The 13,923-nt window shown below is 72.1% G+C and carries 15 protein-coding genes; 7 read left to right on the top strand and 8 right to left on the bottom strand.

The annotated features are described in order from the left end of the window. Positions 1–39: 39 nt before the first annotated feature. Complete coding sequence (locus tag OV090_RS38720; RefSeq protein WP_267709860.1) at positions 40–1,227, bottom strand: class I SAM-dependent methyltransferase; 1,188 nt, start codon at positions 1,225–1,227, stop codon at positions 40–42. Here OV090_RS38720 and OV090_RS38715 point away from each other — a divergent pair. The 3 genes from OV090_RS38715 to OV090_RS38705 all read left to right on the top strand — a co-directional run bounded on the left by OV090_RS38715 (position 1,226) and on the right by OV090_RS38705 (position 4,525). Then, complete coding sequence (locus OV090_RS38715; RefSeq protein ID WP_267709859.1) at positions 1,226–1,957, top strand: hypothetical protein; 732 nt, start codon at positions 1,226–1,228, stop codon at positions 1,955–1,957. The two genes, OV090_RS38720 and OV090_RS38715, sit on opposite strands and share 2 nt — an antisense overlap. 19 nt (positions 1,958–1,976) lie before the next feature. Then, a complete protein-coding gene (gene gpmI, locus OV090_RS38710) occupies positions 1,977–3,599 on the top strand; it encodes a 2,3-bisphosphoglycerate-independent phosphoglycerate mutase (protein WP_267709858.1) in 1,623 nt (540 codons plus the stop codon). Between the two features lie 227 nt (positions 3,600–3,826). Next, positions 3,827–4,525, top strand: a complete 699-nt coding sequence (locus tag OV090_RS38705; RefSeq protein WP_267709857.1) for a hypothetical protein — start codon at positions 3,827–3,829, stop codon at positions 4,523–4,525. Here OV090_RS38705 and OV090_RS38700 read toward each other — a convergent pair. Further along, positions 4,491–5,732, bottom strand: coding sequence for a cytochrome P450 (locus tag OV090_RS38700; RefSeq protein WP_267709856.1), 1,242 nt, complete (start codon positions 5,730–5,732; stop codon positions 4,491–4,493). The two genes, OV090_RS38705 and OV090_RS38700, sit on opposite strands and share 35 nt — an antisense overlap. A 108-nt stretch (positions 5,733–5,840) precedes the next feature. Here OV090_RS38700 and OV090_RS38695 point away from each other — a divergent pair, with 108 nt between their 5' ends. Beyond that, positions 5,841–6,455, top strand: coding sequence for a TetR/AcrR family transcriptional regulator (locus OV090_RS38695; protein WP_267709855.1), 615 nt, complete (start codon positions 5,841–5,843; stop codon positions 6,453–6,455). Between the two features lie 115 nt (positions 6,456–6,570). Here the strand turns inward: OV090_RS38695 and map are convergent, their stop codons facing one another. Beyond that, the gene (gene map, locus OV090_RS38690) at positions 6,571–7,362 is read right to left on the bottom strand and encodes a type I methionyl aminopeptidase (RefSeq protein WP_267709854.1); all 792 of its coding nucleotides are present in this window, start codon (positions 7,360–7,362) and stop codon (positions 6,571–6,573) included. 160 nt (positions 7,363–7,522) lie between these two features. Between map and OV090_RS38685 the strand changes: the two genes are divergently transcribed. After that, entirely contained in the window at positions 7,523–8,488 is a 966-nt protein-coding gene (locus tag OV090_RS38685; protein ID WP_267709853.1) for an ArsA family ATPase, read from the top strand. 40 nt (positions 8,489–8,528) lie between these two features. On the opposite strand, the gene OV090_RS51210 is transcribed toward OV090_RS38685, so the two are convergent. Continuing rightward, a complete protein-coding gene (locus OV090_RS51210) occupies positions 8,529–9,050 on the bottom strand; it encodes a biotin/lipoyl-containing protein (protein ID WP_346660412.1) in 522 nt (173 codons plus the stop codon). A 66-nt stretch (positions 9,051–9,116) separates the two neighbouring features. Here OV090_RS51210 and OV090_RS38675 point away from each other — a divergent pair, with 66 nt between their 5' ends. Further along, positions 9,117–10,247 carry an ArsA-related P-loop ATPase gene (locus tag OV090_RS38675; RefSeq protein WP_267709852.1) on the top strand — a complete coding sequence of 377 codons (1,131 nt, stop codon included), beginning with the start codon at positions 9,117–9,119 and terminating at the stop codon, positions 10,245–10,247. 91 nt (positions 10,248–10,338) lie between these two features. Here OV090_RS38675 and OV090_RS38670 read toward each other — a convergent pair whose 3' ends face one another. The 3 genes from OV090_RS38670 to OV090_RS38660 form a co-directional block, all read right to left on the bottom strand. Further along, positions 10,339–11,238 (bottom strand): tRNA threonylcarbamoyladenosine dehydratase, encoded by a 900-nt coding sequence (locus tag OV090_RS38670; protein WP_267709851.1) that lies wholly within the window; start codon positions 11,236–11,238, stop codon positions 10,339–10,341. Between the two features lie 43 nt (positions 11,239–11,281). Then, positions 11,282–11,578 carry a hypothetical protein gene (locus OV090_RS38665; protein WP_267709850.1) on the bottom strand — a complete coding sequence of 99 codons (297 nt, stop codon included), beginning with the start codon at positions 11,576–11,578 and terminating at the stop codon, positions 11,282–11,284. A 134-nt stretch (positions 11,579–11,712) separates the two neighbouring features. After that, positions 11,713–12,270: a ClpXP protease specificity-enhancing factor SspB gene (locus tag OV090_RS38660; RefSeq protein ID WP_267709849.1), complete on the bottom strand. Its 558-nt coding sequence runs from the start codon at positions 12,268–12,270 to the stop codon at positions 11,713–11,715. Between the two features lie 227 nt (positions 12,271–12,497). On the opposite strand from OV090_RS38660, the gene OV090_RS38655 reads away from it, so the two are divergent. Further along, the gene (locus OV090_RS38655) at positions 12,498–12,650 is read left to right on the top strand and encodes a hypothetical protein (protein ID WP_267709848.1); all 153 of its coding nucleotides are present in this window, start codon (positions 12,498–12,500) and stop codon (positions 12,648–12,650) included. Positions 12,651–12,727: 77 nt separating this feature from the next. Here OV090_RS38655 and OV090_RS38650 read toward each other — a convergent pair whose 3' ends face one another. After that, entirely contained in the window at positions 12,728–13,915 is a 1,188-nt protein-coding gene (locus OV090_RS38650; RefSeq protein WP_267709847.1) for an acyl-CoA dehydrogenase family protein, read from the bottom strand. Positions 13,916–13,923: the final 8 nt, after the last annotated feature.

Genomic DNA, 13,923 nt, shown 5'->3' with positions numbered 1-13,923 from the left:
TGCTCCCGAGGACATGCTCGATCGAGCATGCCCTGTCGGTCAGACGGCGCGGCGCTGGTAGACGTTGACGCGCAGGTACTCGCCCTCGGCGTGGCCGGGCCACACGGGGTGGTCGGGCCCGGGGCCGAGGGCGTGGACGCGGGCGAGGTCGCGGGCGCCGGCGGCGAGGAGGGCGGCGTCGAGGTCGGAGCGGCCGACGTGGTGGGAGCAGCTGCAGGCCAGGAGGAAGCCGCCGGGGCGCAGGCGCGGGAGCAGGCGGCCGAGGCTGCGGGCCATCGCCGTGACGGCGCGCTCGCGGCCCTGCGAGCCGGTGGCTATCCGCGGCGGGTCGAACACGATCACGCCGAACGGGCCGGCGAGGTCCGGGTGGTCGAGGGCGCCGAACATGTCGGCCTGGACGAAGGCTGTCCTTGAGGTCAGGTCGTTGCGGGCCGCGTTGCGGCGCGCGAACTCGAGGGCGCGCGCGCTCTGGTCGAGGCCGATCGCGGTGACGCCGGCGGCGGCGGCGTGGACGACGAAGCCGCCGACGTGGCAGCCGAGGTCGAGCATGGGGCCGGCGGCGCGCACCGCCAGCTGGGCGGCGAGGCGGCGGTTGTCACGCTGGTCGAGGTAGGCGCCGGTCTTCTGCGCCGGCGGGGCCGGGCAGCTGAACCAAAGGCCATGTTCCTGGAACTCGAGGTCGCCGCGGGATCTTCGGGCGCGGCCTCGTCGGCGATCACGAACACGCGGCCCGGCGTGCGCGAACGCAGGAGCTCCAGGATCGCCGCGCGGCGGGCGGCGACCGCGGGGGTGCCGAGCTGGATCACGCGGTCGTCGCCGTAGCGATCGACGACCAGGCCGGGCAGGCCGTCGCCCTCGCTGTTGATCTCGCGATAAGCGGTGGTGGCGGGGTCGGCGGCAAGGCCGAGCTCGGCGCGGGCGGCGAGGGCGGCGGCGAGCCGGCGCTCGAACCAGCCTTCGAGGGGCGGAGCTGCGCCCCAGTGGACGACGCGGAGCGGGATGTCGGCGTCGGGCGCGAGCAGGCCCCAGCCGAGGACGACGTCGCGGTGATCGACGAGCTGCGCGAGGCTCGCGGGGTCCGGGGGTCCCCAGATCTTGGCGATCTGGCGCTGACGGATCCACGGCCCGGACTCGGGGCCGATCCGACCGGCATCTCGCCGGAGTGCGACGCGGGTGGTCATGCGCGGGGATTATGCGCGAAAAAGATTTGCTATGGTGCCCCCGCATGCTCCCCCTGGCGGCGCTCCTGGCCACGTGCCTCGCCTACGGCGCGTCGGGTCTGTCCGCGCCCCGCGGCAATACGGTGCTCGACATCGCCGAGAAGAAGCGGGTGTTCGGCGTGTCGATCATCGGCCGCATGGGCATCCTCATCGGCGCCGGCGACGTGCTGTTCGATCGCCGGCCGCCGCTCGGGTTCGGCTTCGGCATCGCCCTGCGCTACCACGCGCTGCGCCTCGGGCCGATGCGGTTCGGCTTCGAGTTCCAGGGCGGGCACACGCGCTTCCCCGACCGCAACCGCTACACGGTGCCGGCCGACCCGACCACGCCGATCGACCCGAACACGGGGGCGCCGGTCGGCCAGCAGGTGACGCGGGTCTCGTCGCTGTCTCACACCGACCTGACTCTCGGGCCATCCTTTCAGCTGCCCGCGCGGGTGCTGGTGATCGAGTTCGGGGCCGGCGCGGGGCTGATGATCTCCAACTGGCGGCGCATGCGGTCGGCCAACCCGTGGGAGGACGAGCAGACCGTCGGCTACGACCCGTTGATCCGCGCCGGGGCCAGCATCGGCGTGCCGATCCGCAACAACCACGGGCTCGCGCTGGGGGTCGACTTCCAGAAGGCGTTCTCGCGCACGAAGGTGGTGGTCGACCCCGCGGCGCCGGTCGGCACGCCGCCCGACAGCGTGGTGTTCGACATGCTGCTCAATGTGACGCTGGCCTATCAGGCATGGTTTTGAGGACAGGAGGGACAGGGACATGTTGACGAGGCTCTTGCCGCACCCGACCCGAAGGCCGCCCGAGGGGCCGGTGGTGTGCGTGGTGCTCGATGGGGTGGGGATCGGTCGCGGCGACTTCGGCGACGCGGTGACGCAGGCGCGCACGCCGGCGCTCGACCGGCTGCGCGCGCTGCCGTCGTTCACGAGCCTCCTGGCCCATGGGACATCCGTGGGCATGCCCAGCGACGCCGACATGGGCAACAGCGAGGTCGGCCACAACGCGCTCGGGGCCGGCAGGATCATCGACCAGGGGGCCAAGCTGGTATCCAATGCGATCGCCACGGGGGCGATCTACGGTCCGGCGTGGCGCCGCTGCGTCGACACTGTCAAGGCCTCGGGCGAGCCGCTGCACTTCATCGGCCTGCTGTCCGACGGCAACATCCACAGCCACATCGACCACCTGATCGCGCTGATCGAGCGAGCGGCGCTCGAGGGGGTGGCGAAGGTCCGCGTCCACGCGCTGCTCGACGGCCGCGACGTGCCGGCCCGCTCGGCGCTGCCGTTCATCGACCGGCTCGAGGTGGTGCTCGCCCGCATGTCGCAGGACGGCCGCGACTACAAGATCGCCAGCGGCGGCGGGCGCATGGTCGTGACCATGGACCGCTACGAGGCCGACTGGAAGATCGTCGAGCGCGGCTGGGACGCCCACGTGCGCGCGGTCGGGCGCCGGTTCACGACGGCCCGCGAGGCGGTCGAGACCCTGTACAAAGAGACAGGTCTCGACGACCAGAACCTGCCGGCGTTCGTGATCGCCGACGCGTTCGGGCCGGTCGGGCCGATCCGCGACGGGGCGGCGGTGATCCTGTTCAACTTCCGCGGCGACCGGGCGCTCGAGCTGACGCGCGCGTTCGAAGAGGAGTACTTCGACAAGTTCCCCCGCGGGCCGAAGCCGCGGGTCGAGTTCGCCGGGATGACGCAGTACGACGGCGACCTGAAGCTGCCGTCGCGCTTCCTGGTCGCGCCGCCGGCGATCAGCGGGACGATGGGCGAGCTGCTGGCCGGCGCCGGGGTGACGCAGCTGGCGATCAGCGAGACGCACAAGTTCGGCCACGTGACCTACTTCTGGAACGGCAACCGCTCGGAGCCGTTCGACCCGAAGCGCGAGAAGTACGTCGAGGTGCCGTCGGACGGGCCGCCGCTCGAGCACCGGCCGTGGATGCGCGCGGCCGAGATCACCGACCGCCTGATCGCCGAGCTCGACGCGTACAAGCCCAAGTTCGTGCGGGTCAACTACGCCAACGGCGACATGATCGGCCACACCGGCGACCTCGGGGCGACGATCCTCGCCATGGAGGCGGTCGACCTGTGCCTGGCCCGCGTCATCGAGGCGGTGCGCGTGCGCAAGGGCATCACCGTGGTGACCGCCGACCACGGCAACGCCGAGCAGATGTTCGACCTCCGCCCGGACGGCGCGTACCAGGTGCGCACCAGCCACTCGCTCAACCGGGTGCCGCTGGCGATCGTCGACCCGCGGGCGCCCGGGGGCGGGCCGCTGGTGGCGCCGCCGCCCGGGGCGGGGCTGTCGAACGTGGCGTCGACCTGCCTGGAGCTGCTCGGCTTCTCGCCGCCGGAGAGCTACCGGGCGTCGCTTCTGGCCCGGTGAGCGCGCCCGCGCTCGGGGGTGCGCGGGACGGCGGCCGCGGGCCGACGCATGCGGACGGTGCATGCATCGTGTCGGCCTCGCGACGCCAAAGGCCTCGGCGAACGGGCCGGCACCTCGCGGGCTGGCGAGGATCGAGGCTCACGCGTCGGCGCCGGCAGCGAAACGGCGGATGGCTTGCCGCCCGGGGCGCACTTCGGTACTGTGCGCGCGAGCGGTCTACAGCAGCCATGATGTCTCTCTCTCGCAGCTTCCCCAAGAACGTGTCTCTTGCTCTCGCGCTGGCCGTGGCGGCCGGTTCGCTCACCGCCTGCGGCGGCAGCAGCTCGCGGCGCAAGGGGAAGCAGTCCGAGGCCCGCAAGTGGATCGACAATCCGACCAGCGGCACCAAGGACGGCAACAAGATCAAGATCCCGCAGATCGGCCTCGAGTTCGAGATCCCGGACACCCTGTACGTGTTCAAGAACTGCGAGGAGACCGGCCACTCGAAGGGCGAGCTCGAGAGCAACCCGGGGTGGGTGACCATCGCGTCCTGCTCGTCGGGCGGCGTGTCCAGCTCCGACGAGGACCTCGGCGCCAGCGCGTCTTCCGACAGCGAGGCGATCGCGCTGACCTTCTATCTGGCGCCCAAGGAGCGCCCCGTCGACGAGCGCGCCGTCGCGTTCTACCGCAACCAGTACCAGGAGGCCGGCCTCAGCATCGAGGACCTGTCGTTCAACGACGGCTACTTCGACAAGACCGGCATCTACGCCAAGCTGCAGGTGGTCGACGAGAGCGGCAACGCGACCCGCGAGATCCAGCAGTTCATGTTCCCGTACGGCGACGTGCTCTACATCGCCCGCACCGAGTACCCGTACGGCGACACGCGGGCGATCCAGCAGGACTGGAAGGCGATCATGCCGTACTTCCGGGTGTCGCTGGCGCGCTGAGCGACGGCCCCCGGCGCAGCGGGAGCCGCTTGAGCCCGCGCAGGTTGAAGCTCGGCGTCCACTCGAGCGGCCCGGGCTCGCGCGAGAACTCGGGGACGCGCGCGAGCAGCTCCTCGAAGGCGATCCGGCCCTCGAGCCGCGACAGCGGCGCGCCGACGCAGAAGTGGATGCCGTAGCCGAACGAGAGGTGGGCCGGCTGGCGCTCGATGTCGAAGCGCCCCGGCTCGGGGAAGTGCGTCGGGTCGTGGTTGGCCGCGTCGACGAGGACGCCGAGGACCGCGTCCTTCGGCAGGTCGACGCCGCCGAGAGTGACGGCTCGCCGGGTCGTGCGCACGAGCATGACGACCGGTGAGCGCCAGCGCAGCACCTCCTCGAGGAAGGCGGGGATCCGGGCCGGCTCGGCGCGCAGGCGCGGCAGCACCTCGGGGTGCTCGAGCAGGGCGATGACGCCGTTGCCGATCAGGTTGGTGGTGGTCTCGTTGCCGGCGACCATCAGCAGCAGCGCCATCGTCAGCACCTCCTCGGGGCTGAGGGCGTCGCGCTCGGTCTCGGCGCGCACCAGGTCGCTCAGCAGGTCGTCGCCGGGCTCGCGCCGGCGGTGCTCGATCATCGCCTGGAAGAACCTGACGAACTCGCGCCGGCTGGCGACGATGCGATCGATCTCCGCGTCGCTCATGCGGCCGTCGAGCCGCGAACCGAGGATCAGGTCGTCCGACCAGCGCTTGAACTCGGCCCGCCGCGCCGGGTCGACGCCGAGCAGCTCGGAGATCACGATCACCGGCAGGGGGACCGCGAGGTCCTCCATGAGGTCGAAGCTGTTTTTGCGGGCGATGGCGTCGACGAGCTCGCACGAGAGCTCGCGGACCCTGGCCTCGAGGCGGGTGATCGCCCGCGGGGTGAAGGCGACGTTGACGAGCCGCCGCAGCCGCGTGTGATCGGGCGGGTCGAGGGCGACGAGCGAACTGCTGGCCATCATCTCCATGCCCTCGGAGAGCCGGGGGTCTCGCAGCTTTTCCAGCGCCGGCGTGCGCGAGGAGGAGAAGACGTCCGGGGCTTTGAGGATCTGGTGGACGTCGTCGTAGCGCGTCACCAGCCACATGCCGATCTGCGGCACCTGCAGCACCGGGGCCTGCTCGCGCAGGCGGGCGTAGATCGGGTACGGGTCGGCGAACATCGCGGGAGTGAAGAGGTGGGTCGTGTCGAGCATGGGCGGTATCGCAACTCGTTGTTGCGATGTCAGGGTGACACGGCGCGAGGTGATGGCAACAGAAAGTTGCGATGAACCTCCGGAGGCGGTGTTACGCTGGAGCGGCCCGTGGTCCAGGCGAAACGGAAGGGTAAGTCGGAGCCGCTGGTGCGCGGCGAGGCCGTCGTGCGTGGGGTGCTCGCGGCCACGCTGCGCGAGGTCGCCCGGGCCGGCTACCACGGGCTGCGCATCGAGGACGTGGCCGCGATCGCGGGGGTCAACAAGACGACCGTGTACCGGCGCTGGCCGACCAAGCAGGAGCTGGTCCGCGACGCGCTGCTGTCGATCGCCAGCGACGCCTTCGCGGTCGCGGGCAGCGGCTCGCTGCGCGAAGACCTGCTGGCGATCGCCCGCAGGATCGCCGCGCGGGGAAGCCAGGCCGAGTACCAGGGGCTGTTCCGCCTGTTCGTGGTCGAGGGCGACGACCCGGAGCTGGCGGCGATCGTCCGCTCGCTGCGCGCGAACTTCGAGGCGGTGCCGCGCGCGGTCCTCGAGGCGGCGGAGCAGCGCGGCGAGATCGCGCCGGGCGTCGACGCGAAGCTGCTGTTCGACGTGCTCGGCGCGGCCCTCAACCGCCGCCTGTTCTTCGACCGCGCGCCCGTCGACGACGCGTGGCTGCAGCGCCTGGTCGACCTGCTGCTGCACGGGGCGCTGGCGCGCGCTCGGCCGCGCGCGGCCGGCTGAGCGCTTCGGGGCATGTCCCGGAGGGCATGTTCCCGGGGACAGGGGCTATCGGGCATGTCCCGGGGGACATGCTCGCAGAGATGAGCCTGGCCGAAGGGTCATGTCCCGCGGGACATCAGCTGGCGCGAGCCCAGGCCGGCCGCCAGGAGGCGTCGCGCAGGGTGAGGACCTCGAAGCCGTGGTCGGTGACGAGGATGGTGTGCTCGACCTGGGCGCTCCACTTGAGGTCCTTGGTGACGGCGGTCCAGCCGTCGGCCAGGATGTCGCAGTGGGGGGTGCCGATGTTGATCATCGGCTCGATGGTGAAGGTCATGCCCGGCTTCATGCGCAGGCCGTTGCCGCGCTTGCCGACGTGCGAGACCTGCGGCGGCATGTGGAACTCGCGGCCGATGCCGTGGCCGCAGAAGGCCTCGACGACGCCGTAGCCGTGGCGGCCGTGGGCGAACTCGTAGATCGCCGCGCCGATGTCGCCGATCCGCTTGGTCGGGCCGACCTCGGCGATGCCGAGCCACAGCGACTCGCGGGTGACGTCGACGAGCTGCTGGGCCTCGGGGGTGGTGCTGCCGCCGACGACGAACATGTCGGAGCAGTCGCCGAAGTAGCCGTCGAGGGTGGTGGTGATGTCGATGTTGATGATGTCGCCGGCGTTCAGCACCTGGTCGCCGGGGATGCCGTGGCAGATGACCTCGTTGACCGAGGTGCAGATCGAGCGCGGGAAGCCCTTGTAATTGAGCGGCGAGGGGTAGGCGCCGTGGCTGACGATGTACTCGTGGCAGATCTTGTCGAGCTGGCCGGTGGTGACGCCGGGGACGACGTGCGGGGCGATGTGATCGAGCACCGAGGCCGCCAGCCGGCACGTGGCCCGCATCTTCTCGATGTCGCGCTTGCTCTTGATCTCGACTGCCACGTCCGTAATCTCCCGACCGATCGTGCGCGGAGAATGGTCGCCAGCGGCGGGGAGGTCAAGGGCGCGGCCGGAGACCTCCCCAGGAGGGCAGGCGCACGTGAGGGTTTGGCGCCTTCTGGTAGCGAGCGGCCCGGGTCTGTGCCAAGGTTCGCCCCGCCCCATGGCTGTCTCCAGCGCCCCCGCCTCCGGGTTCGGAGCCGTCCTCGACGCCCTCGCTCCACGCCAGATGCTGATCGTCAGCGGCAAGGGCGGCGTCGGCAGAACGACGGTCGCCGCGCTCCTCGGCCTGTCCCTGGCCCGGCGCGGCCGGCGGGTGCTGGTGGCGACAGTCGGCCTCGACGACCGCCTGGCGTGGATGCTCGGTCAACGCACGCTGGCCGAGACGCCGTCGGTCGCCGGCCCAGGCCTCTACATCCAGCGCGTGGTGCCGACGGTGTGCGTGCGCGAGTACGGAGCGCTGGTGATGCGCAGCGAGCGGATCGCGGGCGCAGTCTTCGACAGCGCGCCGATCCGCCGGCTCGTGCGCGCGGTGCCCGGCCTCGACGACTTCGCGGTGCTCGGCAAGATCTGGCACGAGGCGGTGCGCGCGCGCAGCTTCGACGTGGTGGTGTTCGACGGGCCGGCGACGGGCCACCTCCGCTACACGCTGGGGATCCCGCAAGCCATCCTGAAGACGGTGCGCGTCGGGCCGCTGCCCCGCGAGGCGCAGGCGATGCAAGCCAGCCTCGAAGACCCGGCGGTGACGCAGGCGGTGCTGGTCGGCCTGCCCGACCGCTGGCCGCTGACCGAGCTGGGCGAGATGGCGGCGTCGCTGCGCAGCGAGTCGCACGTGCACATCGGCGGGATCTTCGTCAACGGCACCTGGCCCGAGCTGCCCGCGTTCCAGGCCGGCCCGGCGGCGCTCGACCCCGACGGCCAGGTCGCGCGCGTGCTGGCAGCCACCAACGTGGTCGCGCAACAGGCGGCCCGCCAGCGCGGTCACGTCGAGGCCTGGCTGGCCGGCGAACAGGCCGCGGGCCGCCGCGTGCCGCCGGTGATCTCGCTGCCGTGGCGCTTCCAGGGGTTCGCCGGGCTGGGCGACGTGGAGGACGTGCTGGCGACGCTCGAGCCGCGGAGGGCCGCGTGAATCAGATGGTCAATCGGACAGGTCCCTCAGGACATGACCTTCAGGACGGGTCGAGCTCGATCAGGGCCTGGCCGGCGTCGACTGCGACGCCCTCGCCGACGTGCACGGTCTTGACGACGCCGGCGATCGTGGCGAGCAGCTCGTTCTCCATCTTCATCGCCTCGACGATGACGAGCGGGGTGCCGCGCTCGACGCTCTGGCCGGCGCTGACGAGCACGCGGACGACCCGGCCGGGCATCGGCGCCTTGACGAGCCCGCCGCCGGCGCCGCCGGTGCGGCCAGCCGCGAGGGCGGCGTCGCGGGCGGCGGCCTGGGCGGTGCGGACGTCGAGGCCGATCGCAACGCCGCCGACGGACGCGGCCGTGGGCAGGCCCTGGCCGTCGAGGCTGACGATCCGCTGGGCGGCCTCGCCCTGCACGCGCACGTGGGTGCGCCCGCCGGCGACCGGCGTGACCTCGTGGGCGACGCCGTCGACGATGACGACGGGCGGGTCGGAGGCGGTGACCTTGGCGACGAGCTCGCGCTCGCCGACTCGCACGACAAACTCTCTGCTCGCGCTCACGGTGGGCGAGACTACGGCATTTCTTTCGGGCGCGTCCACGGCCCGGACCGAGGTGGTGGGCCGGCGATGACCTCACCCAGACCAGGAGGGGACCCGCTGTCCGCGGGGCCGTCGCGCCGCGTGCTGCTGTGCGTCGGTCCGGGCGGGGTCGGCAAGACGACCTGCGCGGCGGCGCTGGCGCTCGGCGCGGCGCGCCAGGGCAAGCGCGTGCTGGTGGTGACGATCGACCCGTCGCTCCGGCTGGCTCAGGCGCTGGGGCAGGACCGGGCCCGCGCGGGCGAGGAGCTGCCGGTGGCCCTGCCGGAGGGCGGCCAGGGCAGCCTGCACGCGCTGCTGCTGGCCCCGGACGTGGTGTTCGACCGCATCGTCCGCGCCTATGCGGAGTCGCCGGCGGCGGCCCGCCAGATCACGCAGAACCCGATCTACCGCGCGATCGCCGAGAACCTCGGCGGGGCGCTCGAGTACGCGGCGATGGCCCAGCTGCAGATCCTGCACGCGGAGCGCCGCTACGACCTGATCGTGCTCGACACGCCGCCGACCGCCAACGCGATCGACTTCCTCAGCGCGCCCGAGCGGATCCACGAGGTCGTGACCAACCCGGCGACGCGCATCATCACCGGCGGCGGCAAGCTCGGCGCGCGCCTGTTGGGGGTGGGCAACGGGGTGGTGCTGAAGGCCCTCGGGGCGATCGGTGGCGGCGAATTCCTGGCGGAGCTGGGGGCGTTCCTGCGCGACTTCTCCGGGGTGCTCTCCGCGTTCCAGCAGCGGGCCGGCGACTTCTCGACGTTGCTCACGTCGCCCGAGACCGGGGTGGTGTTGGCGACGTCCGCGTCGCCGCTCAGCGTGCGCGAGGGGCTCGACTTCCTCCGCGTGCTGCACGACCGCGGCCTGCGGGTCGACAGCGTGGTGCTCAACCGCGTGCTGCCGCCGTTCCCGCCGGCGCCGCCGGTCGAGGCGGTCCGCGCGGCGCTGGCCGAGCAAGTCGAGCCGGCTGTCCTCGACGACATGTTGCAGCGGGTGCTCGGGGTGTACGCGGGCCTGCGCGTCCAGGGCGAGCAGTCGGTCGCGGCCGGGCAAGCGCTGACGCGCGCCTACCCGCGCCTGCCGCTGTGGCTGCTGCCGCTGCGCGACCCGGCGCCGACGTCGGTGGCCGACCTGGCCGAGCTGGTGGCCCAGTTCGTCCGCTGGGGCAGCTGAAGGCTGTACTATCGGGCATGTCCGAACGGACATGCTCGAGCAGGCATGTGCGAGGGGGCATGTTCCCGAGAACATGCCCCTTCGGACAGGTTCAGACGGGCTGGCCGAGCAGGGTGCGGACGGCCGCGCTGGCGCAGGCGAGGCCGAAGGCGCCGGTGACGAAGCTGGCGGTGCCGTAGATGACGTTGCGGTGCATGCAGCCGTGGAGGTCGTTCTCGCCCTGGGGGCAGACGCAGCGGAAGCCCTCGCCGCCGTCGTAGTCGAGCTCGAGCGGGTCGCGGGCGGGCTCGGGCGAGTAGACGGCGGAGATCCCCCACGACTCCTTGTCGCGGTGGGGGAACTCGTGGTGCTTGCGCAGCAGCTTGCGGGTGGCGGCCAGGAACGGGTCGTTCTCCACGGCGTTGAGGTCGGCGATCCGGATCTGCGTCGGATCCATGCGGCCCGACGCGCCGCCCGAGACGACCAGCGGGATCTGCCGCTTGCGACAGGTGGCGATCAGGTGCGTCTTGGCGGCCAGGTTGTCGATCGCGTCGACCACCAGGTCGGGCGCGCCGGCCAGCAGCTCGTCGCTGGCGGCGGCGTTGTAGAACTCCTGGCGCGGCACGACCTCGCAGCGCGGGTTGATGAGGCGCAGGCGCTCGGCCATGACCGCGGCCTTGGGCTTGCCGGTGGTGCCGCGCACGGCGTGCAGCTGGCGGTTGGCGTTGGTCACGCAGATCAGGTCGAAGTCGACGATGGTGAGCTTGCCGACGCCGCTGCGGGCCAGCGACTCGGCGGCCCAGCTGCCGACGCCGCCGAGGCCGACGACGACGACGTGGCTGGCGAACAGCTTCTGCATGCCGGGGTCGCCGACCAGCCGACCCATGCGGTCGAAGCGGCGGTGGAGCTTGTAGGTGCTGGTCTCGTCGTCGGCGACGGCCGGGGCGGCTGCCGGGGCGGCGGCCTTGCGCGCGGGGAACAGGCCGGCGCTCGGGATGAACTGCGTGGTCATGGCGAGGCCGGAGTATAGAGGTCCGGCCCGGCGGGTCGAGGGCTCAGCCGCACCGCTCGGCGTCAGCCAACGTACGCGCCGCCATCACGCACTTGGCGTGGCGCGCGTAGACGAGCTTGCCGCGCAGCTGGAGCAGGGCCTCGGCCTGTTTGCGACAGCCGAGGCGGTACTGGTCGAGCAGGTTGTCGACGGCCTCGCCGTGCTCGCCGCCGGCCTCGGCGCGCAGGATGTCGGCCTTGCGCTGACACACTTCGTGCGGCGGCGGGGCGCGGACGAAGGCGATCCACAGCGCCGCGATCAGGGCGAAGAAGAGGGTGACGATGGTGACCGCGAGCTTCATGGCCGGGCTCCGCTGGGGCGAAGGGTGAGCGCCGGGTCAGGCCGCCGTGCGCCGGCCGACCGGCTGAAGTGCGAGCGCGGCGATCGTCGCGGGTCGGCGATCGCGATGAAGAACGATCGTGCCACGTCGGCCGATCAACCGCCGCCGTCGATGACGCGGAAGGCGGCGCGGCGCTTCTTGGCCTGGTCGTCGCTCGGGCTGGCCGCGGCGGCGGGCGGCGCGGCTTCGGGCGCCACGGCGGGCTCGGCCTCGGCCTCGGCCTCGGCGGGCTCGGCCTCGACGCGCCGCAGCTCGGGCTTGGCCTCGGCCGGCGGCTCGATCTTGGTGATCGCGCTGTCGAAGGCCGGCGTCGGCTGCTGGCCGGCGGCCTGGCGCTTGACCGACTCGGGGACGTGGCGGTCGAGGACGATGCCGCGGCCGGTGGAGCGGTCGGTGACGATGTAGATCGACTCCCAGGGGAACGAGCAGCGGGTCACGTGCCCGCCGAACGAGAGGTCGGCCGCGAGGCCGGTCTCGCCGAACACCAGGTCGAGCGGGTAGCTGGCGTCGAGGTCGATGATGAGCCGCTCGCGCCACTGCTGGCGGATGAAGTCCGGCACCGTCACCGAGGCGTGGGTCGCGTCGACGTGGAGGCGTGGGCAGCGACCGGCCGCGTACAGCGACTCGATGACACTCTGGACCGGGTGGACCATGGCCCGCCTAAGCTAGCGGAAGTCGACCGGACTGGCGAGGGTCGCGGCCCTTTCCGCGCGGCGCCGGGACCTCCGCTCTCGGCCGCATCGCGTGTCCTCCGTCGCGGCGCCTCGCAAGTCCGCTCGCCGCGCAGCCCGTCCGCCCGCGTCCGCGTGTTCGCACGAGGGGCTCCTCCTGGCCCGATTTGCGCGCGCCCCGGAGCGGCGTGCTAAGCTCGGGCCGTCCGATGCAGATCCACGGCCCCGGTTATTGCTCCTGCCACGCGCCCGCGCCCACGCCGGGCACCGCGCCGTCGACCGGGTTCTTCGTGCTGATCCTGTCGCTGTCCCTGGTGCTGATCGGCCTCGTGGTCCAGGGCGTCATCCCGCTGACGTGGTGAGCCCGCTGCCCGCGTGAGGCCGCACGGCGCCGCGAGCGGCGCGGCGCTGGCGAGGTTGCGCCTACAAGAAGGCCCGCTCAGCTGTCGAAGGCGGACAGCCCGGTCAGGGCGCGACCGATCGCCAGAGTGTGGATCTCGTGGGTGCCCTCGTAGGTGTAGACCGTCTCGAGGTTGCACAGGTGACGCATGATGTGAAACTCGCCCATGATGCCGTTGCCGCCGAGCATCGAGCGCGCGGTGCGGGCTGACTCCAAGGCCATGCGCACGTTGTCCCGCTTGAGGTACGAGACCTGCTCGGGGGTGAGCTTGCCGTCCTGCTTGAGCCGGCCGAAGTGGTAGGCGAGCAGCAGGCCCTTGCCGATGTCGTTGTGCAGCTCGACGAGCTTCTGCTGGGTGAGCTGGAAGCCGGCGATCGGCCGCCCGAATTGCGTGCGCTGCAAGGTGTAGTCGCGCGCCCGCTCGTACACGCTCATGGCCGCACCGACGGCGCCCCAGCCGATGCCGTAGCGGGCCTGCGTCAGGCAGCCGAGCGGACCCTTGAGGCCGCGCACGCCAGGCAGCAGGTTTTTCGCCGGCACGCGCACCTCGTCGAGCACGATCTCGCCGGTGATCGAGGCGCGCAGGCTGAGCTTGCCGTGGGTCTCCGGGGTCTGCAGGCCGGCCATGCCGCGCTCGACGAGGAAGCCGCGGATCACGGGGGTGTCGCTGCCGAAGTCGAGCGTCTTGGCCCACACCACCAGCACGTCGGCGATCGGGCTGTTGGTGATCCACATCTTCTGGCCAGTCAGTACGTAGTCGCCGCCGGCTTCGTGCTGGCGGGCGTGGGTGCGCATCGAGCCGGGGTCGCTGCCGCTGTTCGGCTCGGTCAGGCCGAAGGCGCCGATGATCTCGCCGCGGGCCATGCCGGGCAGCCAGCGCTCGCGCTGGGCCTCGTCGCCGTAGGCGAAGATCGGCCACATCGCCAGCGCCGACTGGACCGAGCAGAAGCTGCGGATGCCGCTGTCCTGCCGCTCGAGCTCGATCATCGTCAGGCCGTAGGCGACCGGGTTCATGCCGGCGCAGCCGTAGCCGTGCAGCGGGGCGCCGAGGAAGCCCATGGCCGCGAACTCGGGGATGAGCTCGCGCGGGAAGGTGCCGCGCTCGTAGTGCTGCTCGATGACCGGGGCGATCCGCTTGACGCCGAAGTCCCGCGCGGCCTGCCAGGTCAGGCGCTCCTCGTCGGTGAGCAGGTGGTCGATCGAGAGGATGTACGGGACGCCGGTCATCGACGCGT

It is taken from the genome of Nannocystis sp. RBIL2, assembly GCF_026626745.1.
Taxonomy (GTDB): Bacteria; Myxococcota_A; Polyangia; order Nannocystales; family Nannocystaceae; genus Nannocystis.
This window is presented reverse-complemented; position numbering and strand designations above follow the sequence as displayed.

Coding starts and splice junctions, on each gene's coding strand:
- OV090_RS38715 (WP_267709859.1), top strand. CDS start 1,226: ATGCTCCCCCTGGCGGCGCTCCTGGCCACGTGCCTCGCCTACGGCGCG.
- OV090_RS38675 (WP_267709852.1), top strand. CDS start 9,117: ATGACCTCACCCAGACCAGGAGGGGACCCGCTGTCCGCGGGGCCGTCG.
- OV090_RS38700 (WP_267709856.1), bottom strand. CDS start 5,732: ATGCTCGACACGACCCACCTCTTCACTCCCGCGATGTTCGCCGACCCG.
- gpmI (WP_267709858.1), top strand. CDS start 1,977: ATGTTGACGAGGCTCTTGCCGCACCCGACCCGAAGGCCGCCCGAGGGG.
- OV090_RS38660 (WP_267709849.1), bottom strand. CDS start 12,270: ATGGTCCACCCGGTCCAGAGTGTCATCGAGTCGCTGTACGCGGCCGGT.
- OV090_RS38665 (WP_267709850.1), bottom strand. CDS start 11,578: ATGAAGCTCGCGGTCACCATCGTCACCCTCTTCTTCGCCCTGATCGCG.
- OV090_RS38650 (WP_267709847.1), bottom strand. CDS start 13,915: ATGACCGGCGTCCCGTACATCCTCTCGATCGACCACCTGCTCACCGAC.
- OV090_RS38655 (WP_267709848.1), top strand. CDS start 12,498: ATGCAGATCCACGGCCCCGGTTATTGCTCCTGCCACGCGCCCGCGCCC.
- OV090_RS38670 (WP_267709851.1), bottom strand. CDS start 11,238: ATGACCACGCAGTTCATCCCGAGCGCCGGCCTGTTCCCCGCGCGCAAG.
- OV090_RS38685 (WP_267709853.1), top strand. CDS start 7,523: ATGGCTGTCTCCAGCGCCCCCGCCTCCGGGTTCGGAGCCGTCCTCGAC.
- OV090_RS38720 (WP_267709860.1), bottom strand. CDS start 1,227: ATGCGGGGGCACCATAGCAAATCTTTTTCGCGCATAATCCCCGCGCAT.
- OV090_RS38705 (WP_267709857.1), top strand. CDS start 3,827: ATGATGTCTCTCTCTCGCAGCTTCCCCAAGAACGTGTCTCTTGCTCTC.